Genomic DNA, 14,390 nt, shown 5'->3' on the forward strand with positions numbered 1-14,390 from the left:
TGGGGCACGTTCATGGGCGTTCTGCGTTTCCGATGACCACCCTTCTGCGTCCATCGAGATCGGTACGAAAGCCGATGTCTTCAAGCCCAGCCGCCCCGAAAATCTCCGCCACGGCCGCAGCCTGGGTGGCGCCGACCTCGACCATGAGCCGCCCGCCGGGGGCGAGGTGTGCCGAGGCGCCTGCGGCGATGGCGCGGTAGGCCGAAAGCCCGTCGGCCTCGTCGGTCAGGGCCATCCGCGGCTCCCAGAGCCGGGTTTCGGGCGCAAGGCCGACCATCTCCGCCGCGGCGATATAGGGCGGGTTGGAGACGATCAGGTCGAATTGCCCGGTGACCGCGCCGAACCAGTCCGACTGGCGGAACTCCGCGTCGATCCCGAGCGCCGCGGCATTGCTGCGTGCGACGTCGAGCGCGGCCGGAGAGGCATCTACGCCGAGGCCCGTCGATCCGGGGCATTCTGCAAGCAATGTCAGCAGGATACAGCCAGTTCCTGAACCAAGGTCCAGTACGCGTTCAAAGGGTTTTTCCAGTGCCGCGGCAACCAGCGTCTCGGTTTCCGGGCGCGGGTCGAGCACATCGGCGGTCACGCGGAACGGACGCCCGTAGAACAGCCGCTCGCCGATAATGTGGGACACCGGCCTGCGCTCTTCTCGAGCCGCGAGCGCATTTTCCAGCGCCTCCCCGCCCTCGAAGGCATCACGCAGGTGCAGGCTCAGCCTGTCGGCGCCAATCCCCGCGGCAAAGGCCACCAGCCTGCGGGCATCGCGTTCGGGCGTCTCGACCCCGGCCGCCCGCAGGCGCGCCGTCGCCGTCGCGATCACGTCCGCGAAGGTGGCGCTCACGCGCCCATCTCGGCCAGCTTGCGGGCCTGATCGTCGGCAGTCAGCGCGTCGATCACCTCTCCCAGGTCGCCCTGCATCACCTGGTCGAGCTTGTAGAGCGTCAGGTTGATACGGTGGTCGGTCATCCGCCCCTGCGGGAAGTTGTAGGTGCGAATCCGTTCCGAGCGGTCACCCGTGCCAACCTGGCTGCGCCGGTCGGCCGCGCGCTCGTCGGCGGCCTTCTGGCGCTCCATGTCGTAGAGTCGTGCCCGCAGCACCTGCATGGCGATCTCGCGGTTGCGGTGCTGGGATTTCTCCGAACTCGTCACCACGATGCCGGTCGGCAGGTGGGTGATCCGCACCGCGGAATCGGTGGTGTTCACGTGCTGGCCGCCGGCGCCGCTGGCGCGCATCGTGTCGATCCTGAGATCGCTCGCCGGGATGGCGATATCGACCTCCTCGGCCTCGGGCAGCACCGCGACGGTGGCGGCCGACGTGTGGATGCGCCCGCCGCTCTCGGTCTCCGGCACGCGCTGCACCCGATGGACGCCGGATTCGTACTTGAGCCGGGCGAAGACGCCGTCGCCCTGCACATGGGCCACGGCCTCCTTGATGCCGCCAAGTTCGCTCTCCTGCGCCTCGATCAGCTCAAACTTCCAGCCCTCGGCCTCGGCAAAGCGCTGGTACATGCGCAGCAGATCCCCGGCAAAGAGCGCCGCCTCCTCGCCGCCGGTTCCGGGGCGGATCTCGATCATCGCCGGGCGGGCATCGGCGGCGTCCTTGGGCAGCAGCGCCAGCTGCAGCGCCTTCTCGTGTTCCGGCAGGCGGGCGCGCAGGTCCGGAAGCTCCTCCTCCGCCAGATCCTTCATCTCGGGGTCCTCGAGCATCGCCTCGGCCTCTGCGATATCGGACCGGCACCGGCGCCAGGCGGCGATCTCGGCCACCACGGGCTTGAGGTCGGAATATTCCTTCGCGAGGCGCGCGATCTCGCCCGCCCCGGCACCCCCGGCCATCTTCGCCTCCAGGAACTCGAAGCGCGCCGTAATCTCTTGAAGTCTTTCCTCGGGAACCATGCCGGGCTGCGTGCAGGATTGCGCGGCTTTGGTCAAGAGGTCGCGATATGCTATGATCTCCGGATGCGCAGCCTGCCGTTCCTGCCTCTTCTGCTTGCCGCCGGCCCCGCCCTCGCGGAGGGCCCGGGAGAGGCCGGCACGGGCATCGACTGCTACTGCACGGACCGGCAGGGCGCCCGCGTGGAGCTGGGCGAGACCATCTGCCTGACGGTCGACGGCCGCGCCTTTCTCGCCCGTTGCGAGATGTCTCTCAACACCCCGATGTGGCGCGAGACCGGCGACGGCTGCGTCAGCTCACAGCGCGGCCCGGCCCGCGCGCTGCTCTCCATAAGTCCGGTATGAGGCCCCCGGTCACTCGAGCGGCAGCGCCCGCTCTACCAGCCGCGCAAAGAAGCTTGCCCCGACCGGCGCGATCTCGTCGTTGAAATCGAAGGCCGGGTGGTGGCACATCGGCCCCTCGCCCTGCCCGATGAACAGGAACGCGCCGGGCCGCTCTAGCAGCATGAAGGAGAAGTCCTCCGCCCCCATCTCGGGGTTGCGGGTCATCTCCACCCTGCCCTCGCCGGCGATCTCGCGCGCCACCTCCACGGCGAATTCCGTCTGTGCCGCGTGGTTGACCGTCGCCGGGTATTCCGGGCGATAGTCGAGCACGATCTCCACCCCCATCGCGGCGCCGATCCCGGCGCAGATCTCCTCCATCCGCCGGCGCACCATCTGCTGTGCCTCCGGGCGGAAGCTGCGCACCGTGCCGCCGATCACCGCCTGTGCGGGGATCACGTTGTTGGCCGATCCCGCGTTGATCCGGGTCACCGACAGCACCACCGTATCCAGCGGTGCAACGTTGCGGGAGAGGATCGTGTCGAAGGCCGAGACGAGTTGCACCGAGGCCGCCACCGGGTCCACCGACTGCTGCGGCCAGGCGGCGTGCCCGCCGACGCCCCGCAGCGTGATCTCGAAATCGTCCACCGCCGCCATCAGCGGCCCCGGGCGCGTCGCGAAGCGGCCGGCCTCCATGTCGGGCGCGGTGTGCAGCGCATAGACCTCGCCGATCCCGAAGCGCTCCATGATCCCTTCGCGGCACATCTCCCGGCCGCCGCCGCCATCCTCTTCGGCCGGCTGGAAGATCAGCGCCACCGTGCCCGCGAAACGCCGGGTCTCGGCGAGGTACTTCGCCGCGCCGAGCAGCATCGTCGTATGCCCGTCATGCCCGCAGGCATGCATCCGCCCCGGGCTTTCGCTGGCATGCTCCGCCCCGGTTTCCTCCGCGATCGGCAGCGCGTCCATGTCGGCCCGGAGCCCGACGACCGGCCCGTCGCCCTGCCCCTTGATCAGCGCCACCATGCCGGTGCCGGCAATGCCCTCATGCAGCTCATCCACCCCGATCTCGCGCAGCCGCTCGGCGACGAACCGAGAGGTCCTGGGCAGGTCGAATCCGAGTTCCGGATTGCGGTGCAGCCAGCGCCGCCAGGATTGCATCTCCTCGGCATAGCCCGCGATGCGATTGAGAACCGGCATGGACATGTCTCCCGAAACCGCCCTAATTCGCGGCGACCCTAGTCCAGGACAGGAGCCGCGACCATGCACGATTCCCTGATCAACGACCCCATGGGCGGAATGCCACGCCTGCTGGAGATCATGGCGCGCCTGCGCGATCCCGAAAACGGCTGCCCCTGGGATATCGAACAGACCTGGCAGACCATCGCCCCCTACACGATCGAGGAAGCCTACGAGGTCGCCGACGCGATCGAGCGCGAGGCCTGGGGGGAGCTCAAGGGCGAACTGGGGGATCTGCTGCTGCAGGTGGTCTATTTCGCCCAGATCGGCGCCGAGGAAGGCCGCTTCACCTTCGGCGAGATCGCCGACGGCATCTCCGACAAGATGGTCGACCGCCACCCGCATGTCTTCGGCGACGAGAGCCGGGACAAGTCAGCCGAGCAGCAGACCCGCGACTGGGAAGTGCAGAAGGCCCGCGAGCGGCAGGAGAAGGGCGAGGCGCGCGTGCTGGACGGGGTGGCGCTCGGGCTGCCGGCGCTCCTGCGCGCCTACAAACTTCAGAAACGCGCTGCAAGGGTTGGATTCGATTGGGACAATGCGGATCTGGTGCTCGACAAGATCCGCGAGGAAGCCGAAGAGCTTGCCGAGGCCGCCGCGTCCGGTTCGCACGACCGGATCGAGGACGAGATGGGCGACATGCTCTTCGTGCTGGCCAACCTCGCGCGGCATCTGGGCGTCGACCCGGAGCAGGCCCTGCGCCGCACCAATGACAAGTTCATCCGCCGTTTCAATGCCCTGGAGGACGCGCTTCACGCATCCGGCTCGTCGCCCGCCGAAGCGACGCTCGACGAGATGGACGCGCTCTGGAACGCGGCCAAACGCAGCGAGTCCGGCCGGGACTGAACCCCACAGGGCTCGCCTAGAACCAGACCGCGCGAAGCGCTCAAGAGGAATGCGCCGCAGGCGCGCAGTCTGGCAAGCTGTCCGCCGCTTCCCGTCAGACGCCGATTTCCCGGAACACCGCCGGCAGCAGGTCCGGCAGGTCCGCCGCGATCAGCCCGGGGCCGAAGCGCCGCGCCGCCTCCACGTGCAGCCAGGTCGCGATCTCGGCCGCCGTCACCGGCCAGACGCCACGCGCCAGAAGCCCGGTGATCATGCCGGACAGCACGTCGCCCGCGCCCGCCGTCGCCAGCCAGGGCGCCGCGCGGTCATAGCTCGCCGCGCTGATCACCGTGCGCCCGCCCGGCTCGGCGATCACCGTGTCCGGTCCCTTGAGCAGAACGATGCAGCCCGCCCGCGCCGCCGCCTCCTGCGTCGCATCGACCTTGGAATAGGCCGGTCCGCGGGTCGCGGGGTCCGTGAGCTTCGCCCAGATGTCGGGAAAGAGCCGTGCGAACTCGCCGGTGTGTGGCGTCAGGATCACCCGCGAATGCAGGTGGGCGAAGAGCGAGGGCGCCGAGCCCGCGAAGGAGGTCAGGGCATCGGCGTCCAGCACGCAGCAGCGCCGGCTGCCGAGCGCGGTCATCACCATGTCGCGGGTCGCGGAGCCCACGCCGAGCCCAGGCCCGAGGCAGAGCGCGTTGAGCCGTTCGTCGCCCAGGATCGCGCCGAGGTCCGAGGCGCCGTTGCACCGCGCGAGCATGATGGCCGTGAGATGCGAGGCGCATTCTGTCATCGCCGAGCCCGGCGCCGCGACGGTGACCAGCCCGGCGCCGATCCGCAGCGCACCGCGCGCCGCCAGCCGTGCCGCGCCGGTATGCCCGGGGCCGCCGGACACGACCAGCGCGTGGCCGTAGTCGTATTTATGGACGCCCGGCGCATCCTCCCCGCCCTTGCGCAGTTCGTAGGCGCGCGGGATCGCCCTGGTCACCGCCGCGCCGAGGGTCTCGCGCAACTCGCTGCGCGCCGCGCGCAGCGCCGCCTGGTCGAGCCCGATATCGGCCACCCGCACCGCGCCGCAGGACTCCGGCCCCTCGGACAGCACATGGCCCAGCTTCAACCGATGGAAGGACACTGTCATATCCTGTTTCAGCGGCAGCTCGACCTTCGCCCCCGGCACCAGCGGCCGGCCCGAGTCCATGCACAGCCCCGAGGGCGCATCGACCGCGACGCGTTTCGCCGTCCCCTTCGGAAAGGCGGCGTCCAGCTCCCGCAGGGCCCTGTCGAGATCGTCCGCCAGCGGCCGCACCAGGCCGGTCCCGAACAGCGCGTCGATCACGAGGGTCGGCGCCTCGGCGCCGTTGGAGCCGACGCCGTAGCGCAAGGCGAAGCGCCAGTCGTTGAAATCCGTGGTCGGCCCGAGCACGGACCAGCGCTCGAAATTCGCGCGGGCATCGGGCGGCAATCGGTCGGCCTCGCCATAGAGAAAGCACTCCGCGGTCCAGCCCCGCTCCTTCAGAAGACGCGCCACGACGAAGCCGTCACCGCCGTTGTTGCCCGGCCCGCAGAGAATCACCGCCCGCCGCGATCCGTGCTCCAGATCGGGGAAAGACGCCAGGATCGCCTCCACCACGCCCTGCCCGGCCCGCTCCATCAACTCCGCACCCGTGGCCGCGCCAAGGTCGAACGCCGTCTGTTCGATGGCGCGCATTTGTGCAGATGTAAGAAGTTCGGTCATCAAATTTGGCCCACCCGATTTATTGTTCGCCTCATACGCAGGCAGTTTGCACAGTTTTTAACCACTCACTCATGAAACGGCCTTTCGGCGCAATGCCGCCGCGGCTCTTGAATTGTTCCCCCTCCGGGTTGATGGTCTCTGCATTTACCGGGACGGATCACAGGGAGTCGGCCGCCACCATGAAAAAAATCGAAGCCATCATCAAACCTTTCAAGCTCGACGACGTGAAGGAAGCCCTTCAGGACGTCGGCGTGCAAGGGCTGAGCGTGATCGAGGTCAAGGGTTTCGGGCGGCAGAAGGGACATACGGAGCTCTACCGGGGCGCCGAGTATGTCGTGGATTTCCTGCCGAAGGTGAAGATCGAGGTCGTGCTGCCCGACGACCAGCTCGACGCCGCCATCGAGGCCATCATGACCGCCGCCAAGACCGACAAGATCGGCGACGGCAAGATCTTCGTGTCCTCGGTCGAACAGGCGATCCGCATCCGAACCGGCGAAGAAGGCGACGACGCGCTCTGACCCGCCACGCAAACCCGCAATCCATCCAATACTGACAAAGGGACCAAGGTCACCATGAGCAAAGAAGCGGTTCTCAAGACCATCAAGGAGGAGGACGTCGAGTACGTCGATGTCCGTTTTACAGACCCGCGCGGCAAGCTGCAGCACGTCACCGTGATGTCGGATCAGGTCGACGAGGACTTCCTGGAAGAAGGCTTCATGTTCGACGGCTCCTCGATTGCCGGCTGGAAGTCCATCGACCAGTCCGACATGAAGCTGATGCCGGACACCAACTCGGCCTACATGGATCCGTTCTACGCCGAGAAGACCCTCGCCGTGCACTGCTCCGTGGTCGAGCCCGACACCGGCGAAGCCTATGACCGCGACCCGCGCGGCACCGCCGAGAAGGCCGAAGCCTACCTGAAGGCCTCCGGCATCGGCGACGCGGCCTATATGGGCCCGGAGGCCGAATTCTTCCTGTTCGACGACGTGCGTTTCCAGGTCGGCATGAACAAGGTCGGCTACGAGGTGGACGCCATCGACGCCGCCTGGAACACCGACACCGAGTACGAGATGGGCAACATGGGCCATCGTCCGGGCATCAAGGGCGGCTACTTCCCCGTGAACCCGACCGACGACGCCCAGGACCTGCGCTCCGAGATGCTCTCGACCATGAAGCGCATGGGCATGAAGGTCGACAAGCACCACCACGAAGTGGCGTCGTGCCAGCATGAACTCGGCCTGATCTTCGGCACGCTGACCAAGCAGGCCGACGAGCTGCAGAAGTACAAGTACGTGATCCACAACGTGGCCCACGCCTACGGCAAGTCCGCCACCTTCATGCCCAAGCCGATCGCCGGCGACAACGGCACCGGCATGCACGTGAACATGTCGATCTGGAAGGAAGGCAAGCCGCTCTTCGCGGGCGACAAGTACGCCGACCTCTCCGACGAGGCCCTGTGGTACATCGGCGGCATCCTGAAGCACGCCAAGACGCTGAACGCCTTCACCAACCCGTCGACCAACTCCTACAAGCGCCTGATCCCCGGCTTCGAAGCCCCGGTTCTGCGCGCCTACTCCGCCCGCAACCGCTCCGGCTGCGTCCGGATCCCGTGGGCCGAGTCGCCGAAGGCCAAGCGCGTCGAGGCCCGCTTCCCCGACCCGTCGTCGAACCCGTATCTCTGCTTCGCGGCCCTGCTGATGGCTGGCCTCGACGGCATCAAGAACAAGATCGATCCGGGCGAAGCCATGGACAAGGACCTCTACGATCTTCCGCCGGAAGAGCTCGAGGGCATCCCGACCGTCTGTGCCTCGCTGCGTGAAGCCATGGAGTGCCTGGCCGCCGACCACGAGTTCCTGCTCGCCGGCGACGTGTTCACCAAGAGCCAGATCGAGGGCTACATGGATCTCAAGTGGGAAGAGATCTACGCCTTCGAACACACGCCGCACCCGGTCGAGTTCAAGATGTACTACAGCTGCTGATCCGAAAGAGATCAGGGACAGTGACAGCGGGGGCGCCTTTCGGGGCGCCCCTTTTCCTTTTCCGACCGACCGATCCGGATGAGCCATGCGACCGGATCGCTGTCGCCAAGATCGCGACAATCCCCGCAAACACCCGCAAACGTTGAAAATTACCTAGGGTAATGCTACGATAGGTGACTTTTGCAACGACAAATTCGGCCACGGAGGGGGACAGATGGCTACCTGGAACTACTACAACGCGAACAAGGGCATTCACGCGTTTCGCTGGGACACCGAGTATTACGACGTGGACGTGAAGGCGAAGAAGATTGTCCTGACCTACAATGAATCGCTCGGGCGCGGCTTCGAGGACGACCGCAACGCCTATCGTATCGAGTTCCTGACGGAGGGGAGCAAGACCTACAGGCCACAGGAAGGCCGCAACGCGGGTGAGGATCAGTTCTACGCCGGATCGATCACCGAGATCCGGATGTTCGACCCGAGCGGCGACCTGCAGATCAAGGTGACCAAAATCGACGTGCCACTGGTTGCGGTTCAGGGCTGGTACAACCGCGAAGGAGATTTCGACCGGCTCTTCCAGTTCCTCGACGGGTTCGACTCGACCCATATCGGCGCCCAGAACGGCAAGCCGGAAACATGGGACCTGTACCAGAGCTATGATGACATCCGGACCGGCCGGGGGAATGACACCGTCACAGCCAAAGGCGGAAACGACTTCATCATCGATCTGGGAGGCAGAGATTCCTACGACGGCGGCGCTGGCTTCGACCAGGTAAGCTACGATGAGTGGTACTACAATCCCGGTGGCGCGACCCAGGGCATCAGGGCGGATCTCAAGGCCGGGGAGATTGTCGGGCCTGACGGGGTGAAAGACAGCGTCAAGGGAATCGAGGGCGTACGGGGCACCTTCCTCAAGGACGTCATCCGCGGTGACGGCAAGGACAACACCCTTGTCGGCTTTGCCGGCAACGACGTTCTGGATGGCCGCGGCGGCTGGGACAGCGTCCGGTACGACCGGGATGACGATCACGGCGGCTATAACGGCATCCGCGCGAACATGAAGACCGGCAAGGTCAAGGACGGCTTCGGCACGACCGACACGCTCAAGAGCATCGAGCGGATCGACGGCTCGGACGAGCGGGATGTCATCATCGACAGCAACAAGGATCACGGCTTCCGCGGTCGCGATGGCAACGACGTCTTTCGGATCTACGGCGGAAACGACTGGATGCGCGGCGACGAGGGAGCGGACAGCTTCCTGTTCTACGGCACCGATTTCGGCTCGGACTACGTCGGCGACTACGACCCCGGTCAGGACAGCCTGACCATCGTTGCCGCCAACCGCCCCCGCGACCTCAAGATCCTGTCGCGCGACAACGGCAACGACACGCTGGTTCGCCTGAACAAGAACGCCGAGGTCTACCTTGAGGACGTGGATCCCAACAGCGTCAGCGCCGGGGATTTCATCGCCTGAGCTTCAGTGCCCTCCCCCGGGAGGGCACATTACCGACGACCTGTGCCTCACGCGCGCGGCGCGGGCCCGTCATTTCGAGCGCTTGCCTTTCGGACCGGTCACGTTGTCACGGCCACGGGATTTTTCCACACCCCTCATCTCGTCCTCGCCCGGACGGTCGGCGCTGAACTCCTGGTTCTCGTCGTGGTTCTGGCCGAGGAGCGTGTCGCCCTCCGACGCCCAGGGGTTGTTATGCGCCGCCCTGGCGGTGGTGAGCGAGAGCGCCACCAGAAGGCCGGCGAGTGCGAGGGTGGATTTCATGCGCCTGCGGTTCCTTGGTTGAGTGACACCCGAAACTGCCGCCGGGCTGCGCTCGCAATACATGCAAATTATCGAATATCACAGCCCGTCCCCGAGCCCGCCGGTCAGTCGGCAGGTCCCCGCCGGTCCTGCGCGGCAGCTCGCCGATGTGGCCCTCCCCGAAACGCAAAACAGGCGCCCCCGGGGCGCCTGCCTGCTACTGAACCGTGCCAAGGTCCTCGCCGGATCACTCCAGCCGGATCGCCTCTTTCACTTGCTTGGCCAGCTCCGGCGTCACCTCGACGCGGTGCACCTCCTGGGCATGTTTCGCCGCCATTTCGAGCAGCTCTTCGTCGGTCTCGGCCCGGGCTTCGAAATCACATCCCGGCATAAGGTCACCGCATTTGAGAAGTCTTGTCATGGCGCTTCCTCCCTGTCGCGCTCGATAGACGCCCACCATACCATGGTCTCGCAAAGATGCATCAACCGGGCACGCCGCGCCGCAGAACAAGGCGCCATCGCCGTCCGCTCCTCGCGATTTCCCCGCCCGCGCCACGATCCGACCGCAAAGCCCGGGCATCTTGCGCGCAGGTCCCCACATCAGAAGGCCCCGCCATGCACCTGCCCGATCGTATCTCCGTCACGCTCCTCCTGCCGCGTCCCGCCGTGGCAGACGCGCCCGGTCTGCGGGTGCGTCTCAATACGATCCTTGGCCCGTCGGGGCTGCATTTCGACCAGTTTCCCGCGCGGCACGGCACCACGCTGAATGCCCGGGGCCTGTGCATCGAGATCCGCGAGCGCGACCTGCCGATCACCTCGGCCCGGCTGGATTCGTCCATCGACTCCCGCCTTCAGGAGCTGCTCAATGAGGACTGGGCCGGTCTGGTCGCCCGCCACAGGGCCGCGATCAGCCTCGAGCTGCGATGCACCCCCATGCCGCGCGAGGCGACCACGGACGGCGCCGAACCCGCAGAGGCCTCGGCCCTGCGCAACCGCAATTTCTCCGCCACGCGCGAGGCCTACGACCTGATGCTGATGGCGGGCCATGTCGCGGCCTCCTGGCTGGCGGAATCGAGCCACCCACTCGCCGTCTACTGGAGCCAGTCCGACCGCATCTTCCCCGCCCCGCGCTTCCGCGCCATGGACGGCATGCTGTTCCCGCTCCCACTGTTCCTGCATCCGACCCCGATAGGCACGCCAACACCCGCGAAGGGCACCGAGGCGAAGGGCCTGTTGCCGGAGTTCGACATCCGGGGCGCGGAGACCCTGATCGGCTGCACCTTGCGCATCGCCCCGGCCCGGGTGCGGTTCGACTGGCTGATGAAGCGCGTCCTCGCCTTTGTCGCCCATGTCCGCGCCACCGAGGCGTTGCCGGAGGAAGGCGCCGCCTTCGGGCTCGAGGACGGCGAGCGCTTCGTGGTGCACCGCCTGAGCGGAGGCGCGCTCGGCCTGGTGCTCGAGGAGCGTAACGGCCTGCCGGTCTGCAACGGCGGCGCGGGGTATTTCCAGACGGCTCTCTAGTGCGCCACCGCCGCGCCTGTTGGCAGGTCCGAGCGGCGCATCACCATGGTGTGGATCGAGAAAGCCACGGCACCTGTTTCGGGCAACCGGAGCAGGCACTGGCGCTCCGAACGCAGGAAAGGCGCCTCGTTTTCTGCCTCCGCCCGAACCTCGCCCTCCCGCAACGGATGGAACAGCGCCGCGTCCCGGTAATGATGCCGGTTGGCGCGCCAGAGCGGCCGGCCCGGCCGAACGCCGTCCAACAGGCGCTGCACACGTCGTGCTAGCTCGGCATCGTATTCAGCCACGGGCCGATGGATCGCCACCATCGGGCGGCCAAGTTTCTCCGAGAGCGTCCAGCTAGCCGGGAAACACAGGACGGCGGCCGTGAGCAGGTGCTCCGTTCCGCCCGGCGGCTTTTCCAGCAGGCAGAGATCCTCCTGCACCAGCCGGCCCAGCGTCAGGAGCGGCGCATCACGGTCCAGCCGCACCAGCCGGCTGTCGGGGCAGCGCATCACCTCACCCTCCAGCCGGAAATCACCGCGATCAGCGAGCTGTGCGAGCACGATGTCGTAGAGTTCCTGCGCGGCCGGCAGCGCCGCCTCCGGCAGGGCATGTACACGGGGCGTGACCTCCGCCAGTAGGCGCTCCCGCTCGGCCATCTGGGCAGGGTAGCTATCGAGGACCCATAGCCAATCCGCCATGTCGAGCGGCGAGATCCCGGGCAGGCGATGCGTGCGCGGGTCTTCCCAGGGCGGGTTCGAGACGACCCGGTTGAGGATCATCTGGGGCTGAGCGAGATCTGACATGGATGCCGACTTGAAACGCGCCCCGCGCGCCGGAACAGGTGGCATTCTGCCGCTGCCTCCGCGCAAGACGCAACGGGCGCTCCGGCTGATCTGCGTCATGGCTCGATGACGTTGCGTAATGGTACCATCATCATGGCGCGCGGACCCGACATCGGGAGGTTCACATGAGACAGCATCGCTGGACACATATCACACTGGCCGCCTGCTCCGCCGCCGCGTTCGGCCTGGGTATGGCCCTGCCCGCCTATGCCGACGACGCCGCGGACGAGGCCGCCATCAAGGGCCTCTGGCAGACCTACAGCACCGCACGGGTGGACGCGGATGCCGAAACCTGGCTGTCGCTTTGGGACGCCGAGGGGATCCAGATGCCGCCGGGCATTCCGGCGCGCGGCTTTGACGTGCTGCAGGAATCCGTTCCGAAGGCCTTCGTGCCCGGAGCGGTCACCGCGATGGAGATCGATCCGATCGACATCGAGATTGCCGGCGACTGGGCGTTCTCGCGCGGGGTCTACAGCTCGACCCGCATGAGGGACGGCCAGGAGATGGAGCTTGACGGCAAGTTCCTGACGATCCTGAAACGGCAGGACGACGGTACCTGGAAGATCTATCGCGACTGCTTCAACAGCAACAACTGATCGACCGGCTTTCCGCCAAGGCCTCTGCCGGGGACAGCAGGGGCGCCGGCCCGCGCGCCCGGTAATCCGCTCTGGCGAAGAACGCGCGGCCTTCGACGATACTGGCGAAGGGGCGCGCCGGTCTGGCATGGACCGGGCCCGGGGCGAGACAGGGGTATAGTTTCTCGAGGTCCGACCGGGTCGGGCCAAGTCCGCGAGGGCCGAGGAAGAGGCTCTCCGCCGCCACGCCATTGGCCAGGATGACGTCATGCTGCTCGAGCAGCAGGTGGTGATAGGTGATCGCCTCACCGTCTCCCATCAACCAGGCCCGTCCCGAGGCCAGCAACGCCTTTGCCGGGACGAGGATCTCCTCCAGCCCGAACCAGAGTTCCACGCAGCCACCGGCGACAAGCACGCGGTGCTGCTGGGACACGGTCAGCGGCCGGTCGTTGCCGAGCGCGCCTTCCCCGATCACGACGGCCCGCAACCGAGGATCCCGCTTCAGTGACGCCGCCGGAACGCGCCGCGCCCCGGCCCAGAGGATCCGCGCGACGCGGCCCGAGGCCGTCACGACCCTGTCGCCCGCCGAGAGCCGTTCGATGGGAACCTCTCCCTGCGGTGTCGCGATCAGCGTGCCGGCGAGGAAGCAGGGAGGGTCCGTCGGATCGAGATCGCCTCCCGAGATCTGCCAGTTTCCGGTCCGCAGGGGGCCGGTCGGATTGTCAGAGGCATAGGCGTAGATCTCTCCCTCGACCTCGATGAATTCCCCCGACTGCCCAGTCCCCCGGTAATTGCCCTGCCCGAGGTAGGTGTAGCTCCGGAACGTCGCGCCACCGTCAAAGGTGATCGTGTCCGCATCGATGATGGTCGCAGACAGCGTCGTGTTCTGGACGACGAAATTGCCGCCGCCTGTCGAGTTGACCGTGTGTGCAAGGATATCGAACGGCATCGTGTGGAACTCCACCCGATATGGCGTCCGGGTGTTCGGCGATTGGATTTCTTGAGGAGACCATCCCTCCTCAATGTGGCGAACGTTTGCTCCAAGCAGGGAAACCTCCCGACCGCCCTGCCCGTTTCGGCGCCCAACTTCCCATCAAAAAACACATCGACGCAAAGCAATTCAACCTTCGGTAGAGTTCCTCATCCAAATTGACGGTGGATGCCACTTGGCGACCTGAAACTCTCGAGGAAGCTGGCCGGAGTGTCTCGGCGGCTGTGTTTAAGCCGGTTACCGGCTAAATCCTGGAGGGAAACCATGACCAACTACCTGATGCGCACCTTCAAGCGTTTTTCCAAAGACGAGAAGGGTGTGACCCTTGTCGAGTACGGCATCGCGATCGCCCTGGCCGTCGGCCTCGGCACCGCGGCGCTGACGACTCTCGGCGACGAAATTGGCGACGCGATGGACGCCGCGGGCGCAGAGATGCCGAGCACCACCACCACCACCAACTGACTTGGTGCGAGCTTTCTCGAAACTCTTCTGCGGCCGCGCCTGCGGTCGCAGAAGCCTCCCCCCGAAGCCCAACGTTTCACCTGAAAGCCAAAGATGAAATTTTTTCTTATTAGATTTAAATACCTTACCCGCGACACCCGCGGCGCGACGCTGGTCGAATACGGCGTTGCCCTGTCGCTCGCGATGCTCGTCGGGGTCACGGCGCTGACCGCTCTTGGCCTCGAGATCGAGGATGCGATCGTCGCGGCCCAGCAAGAGATGCCCGACTGACCCGCCAT

The 14,390-nt window shown here is 66.4% G+C and carries 17 protein-coding genes; 9 read left to right on the top strand and 8 right to left on the bottom strand.

Going from position 1 to position 14,390, the window contains the following annotated elements; genetic code table 11:
* Positions 1-10: 10 nt before the first annotated feature.
* Together prmC and prfA are read right to left on the bottom strand one after the other, a co-directional pair.
* Complete coding sequence (prmC, locus tag CHB86_RS05100) at positions 11-841, bottom strand: peptide chain release factor N(5)-glutamine methyltransferase (RefSeq protein WP_089231913.1); 831 nt, start codon at positions 839-841, stop codon at positions 11-13.
* The gene (gene prfA, locus CHB86_RS05105; protein ID WP_089232565.1) at positions 838-1,893 is read right to left on the bottom strand and encodes a peptide chain release factor 1; all 1,056 of its coding nucleotides are present in this window, start codon (positions 1,891-1,893) and stop codon (positions 838-840) included. The genes prmC and prfA overlap by 4 nt, the downstream gene beginning before the upstream one ends.
* A gap of 63 nt (positions 1,894-1,956) precedes the next feature.
* On the opposite strand from prfA, the gene CHB86_RS05110 reads away from it, so the two are divergent.
* Positions 1,957-2,235, top strand: coding sequence for a hypothetical protein (locus CHB86_RS05110; RefSeq protein WP_089231914.1), 279 nt, complete (start codon positions 1,957-1,959; stop codon positions 2,233-2,235).
* A 9-nt stretch (positions 2,236-2,244) separates the two neighbouring features.
* Here CHB86_RS05110 and CHB86_RS05115 read toward each other — a convergent pair whose 3' ends face one another.
* Positions 2,245-3,408: a M20 aminoacylase family protein gene (locus CHB86_RS05115; RefSeq protein ID WP_089231915.1), complete on the bottom strand. Its 1,164-nt coding sequence runs from the start codon at positions 3,406-3,408 to the stop codon at positions 2,245-2,247.
* 63 nt (positions 3,409-3,471) lie between these two features.
* Here CHB86_RS05115 and mazG point away from each other — a divergent pair, with 63 nt between their 5' ends.
* Positions 3,472-4,290 (top strand): nucleoside triphosphate pyrophosphohydrolase, encoded by an 819-nt coding sequence (mazG, locus tag CHB86_RS05120; protein WP_089231917.1) that lies wholly within the window; start codon positions 3,472-3,474, stop codon positions 4,288-4,290.
* A 94-nt stretch (positions 4,291-4,384) separates the two neighbouring features.
* On the opposite strand, the gene CHB86_RS05125 is transcribed toward mazG, so the two are convergent.
* Entirely contained in the window at positions 4,385-6,004 is a 1,620-nt protein-coding gene (locus CHB86_RS05125) for an NAD(P)H-hydrate dehydratase (RefSeq protein WP_089231919.1), read from the bottom strand.
* A 179-nt stretch (positions 6,005-6,183) separates the two neighbouring features.
* On the opposite strand from CHB86_RS05125, the gene CHB86_RS05130 reads away from it, so the two are divergent.
* The 3 genes from CHB86_RS05130 (at position 6,184) to CHB86_RS05140 (ending at position 9,457) form a co-directional block, all read left to right on the top strand.
* Positions 6,184-6,522 carry a P-II family nitrogen regulator gene (locus CHB86_RS05130; protein ID WP_089231921.1) on the top strand — a complete coding sequence of 113 codons (339 nt, stop codon included), beginning with the start codon at positions 6,184-6,186 and terminating at the stop codon, positions 6,520-6,522.
* A 54-nt stretch (positions 6,523-6,576) separates the two neighbouring features.
* Positions 6,577-7,983, top strand: a complete 1,407-nt coding sequence (glnA, locus tag CHB86_RS05135; RefSeq protein WP_089231923.1) for a type I glutamate--ammonia ligase — start codon at positions 6,577-6,579, stop codon at positions 7,981-7,983.
* Between the two features lie 214 nt (positions 7,984-8,197).
* Positions 8,198-9,457 carry a calcium-binding protein gene (locus CHB86_RS05140; RefSeq protein WP_089231925.1) on the top strand — a complete coding sequence of 420 codons (1,260 nt, stop codon included), beginning with the start codon at positions 8,198-8,200 and terminating at the stop codon, positions 9,455-9,457.
* A 69-nt stretch (positions 9,458-9,526) separates the two neighbouring features.
* On the opposite strand, the gene CHB86_RS05145 is transcribed toward CHB86_RS05140, so the two are convergent.
* Positions 9,527-9,757 (bottom strand): hypothetical protein, encoded by a 231-nt coding sequence (locus CHB86_RS05145; protein WP_089231926.1) that lies wholly within the window; start codon positions 9,755-9,757, stop codon positions 9,527-9,529.
* Between the two features lie 226 nt (positions 9,758-9,983).
* Positions 9,984-10,157 (bottom strand): DUF1059 domain-containing protein, encoded by a 174-nt coding sequence (locus CHB86_RS05150; protein WP_089231927.1) that lies wholly within the window; start codon positions 10,155-10,157, stop codon positions 9,984-9,986.
* Between the two features lie 194 nt (positions 10,158-10,351).
* Between CHB86_RS05150 and CHB86_RS05155 the strand changes: the two genes are divergently transcribed.
* Complete coding sequence (locus CHB86_RS05155; RefSeq protein WP_089231928.1) at positions 10,352-11,257, top strand: hypothetical protein; 906 nt, start codon at positions 10,352-10,354, stop codon at positions 11,255-11,257.
* On the opposite strand, the gene CHB86_RS05160 is transcribed toward CHB86_RS05155, so the two are convergent.
* Positions 11,254-12,045 (bottom strand): heme-dependent oxidative N-demethylase family protein, encoded by a 792-nt coding sequence (locus tag CHB86_RS05160; RefSeq protein WP_245837753.1) that lies wholly within the window; start codon positions 12,043-12,045, stop codon positions 11,254-11,256. The genes CHB86_RS05155 and CHB86_RS05160 overlap by 4 nt on opposite strands.
* A 164-nt stretch (positions 12,046-12,209) precedes the next feature.
* Here CHB86_RS05160 and CHB86_RS05165 point away from each other — a divergent pair, with 164 nt between their 5' ends.
* The gene (locus CHB86_RS05165; protein WP_089231931.1) at positions 12,210-12,680 is read left to right on the top strand and encodes a YybH family protein; all 471 of its coding nucleotides are present in this window, start codon (positions 12,210-12,212) and stop codon (positions 12,678-12,680) included.
* Here CHB86_RS05165 and CHB86_RS05170 read toward each other — a convergent pair.
* The gene (locus CHB86_RS05170; protein ID WP_089231933.1) at positions 12,664-13,608 is read right to left on the bottom strand and encodes a Hint domain-containing protein; all 945 of its coding nucleotides are present in this window, start codon (positions 13,606-13,608) and stop codon (positions 12,664-12,666) included. The two genes, CHB86_RS05165 and CHB86_RS05170, sit on opposite strands and share 17 nt — an antisense overlap.
* A gap of 306 nt (positions 13,609-13,914) precedes the next feature.
* On the opposite strand from CHB86_RS05170, the gene CHB86_RS05175 reads away from it, so the two are divergent.
* Positions 13,915-14,112: a Flp family type IVb pilin gene (locus CHB86_RS05175; protein WP_217898275.1), complete on the top strand. Its 198-nt coding sequence runs from the start codon at positions 13,915-13,917 to the stop codon at positions 14,110-14,112.
* A 93-nt stretch (positions 14,113-14,205) separates the two neighbouring features.
* Positions 14,206-14,382, top strand: a complete 177-nt coding sequence (locus tag CHB86_RS24540) for a Flp family type IVb pilin (RefSeq protein WP_176442778.1) — start codon at positions 14,206-14,208, stop codon at positions 14,380-14,382.
* The last annotated feature ends 8 nt before the right edge of the window (positions 14,383-14,390 follow it).

This window comes from Tropicimonas sediminicola, from assembly GCF_900188335.1.
In the GTDB taxonomy this organism is placed as follows: domain Bacteria; phylum Pseudomonadota; class Alphaproteobacteria; order Rhodobacterales; family Rhodobacteraceae; genus Tropicimonas; species Tropicimonas sediminicola.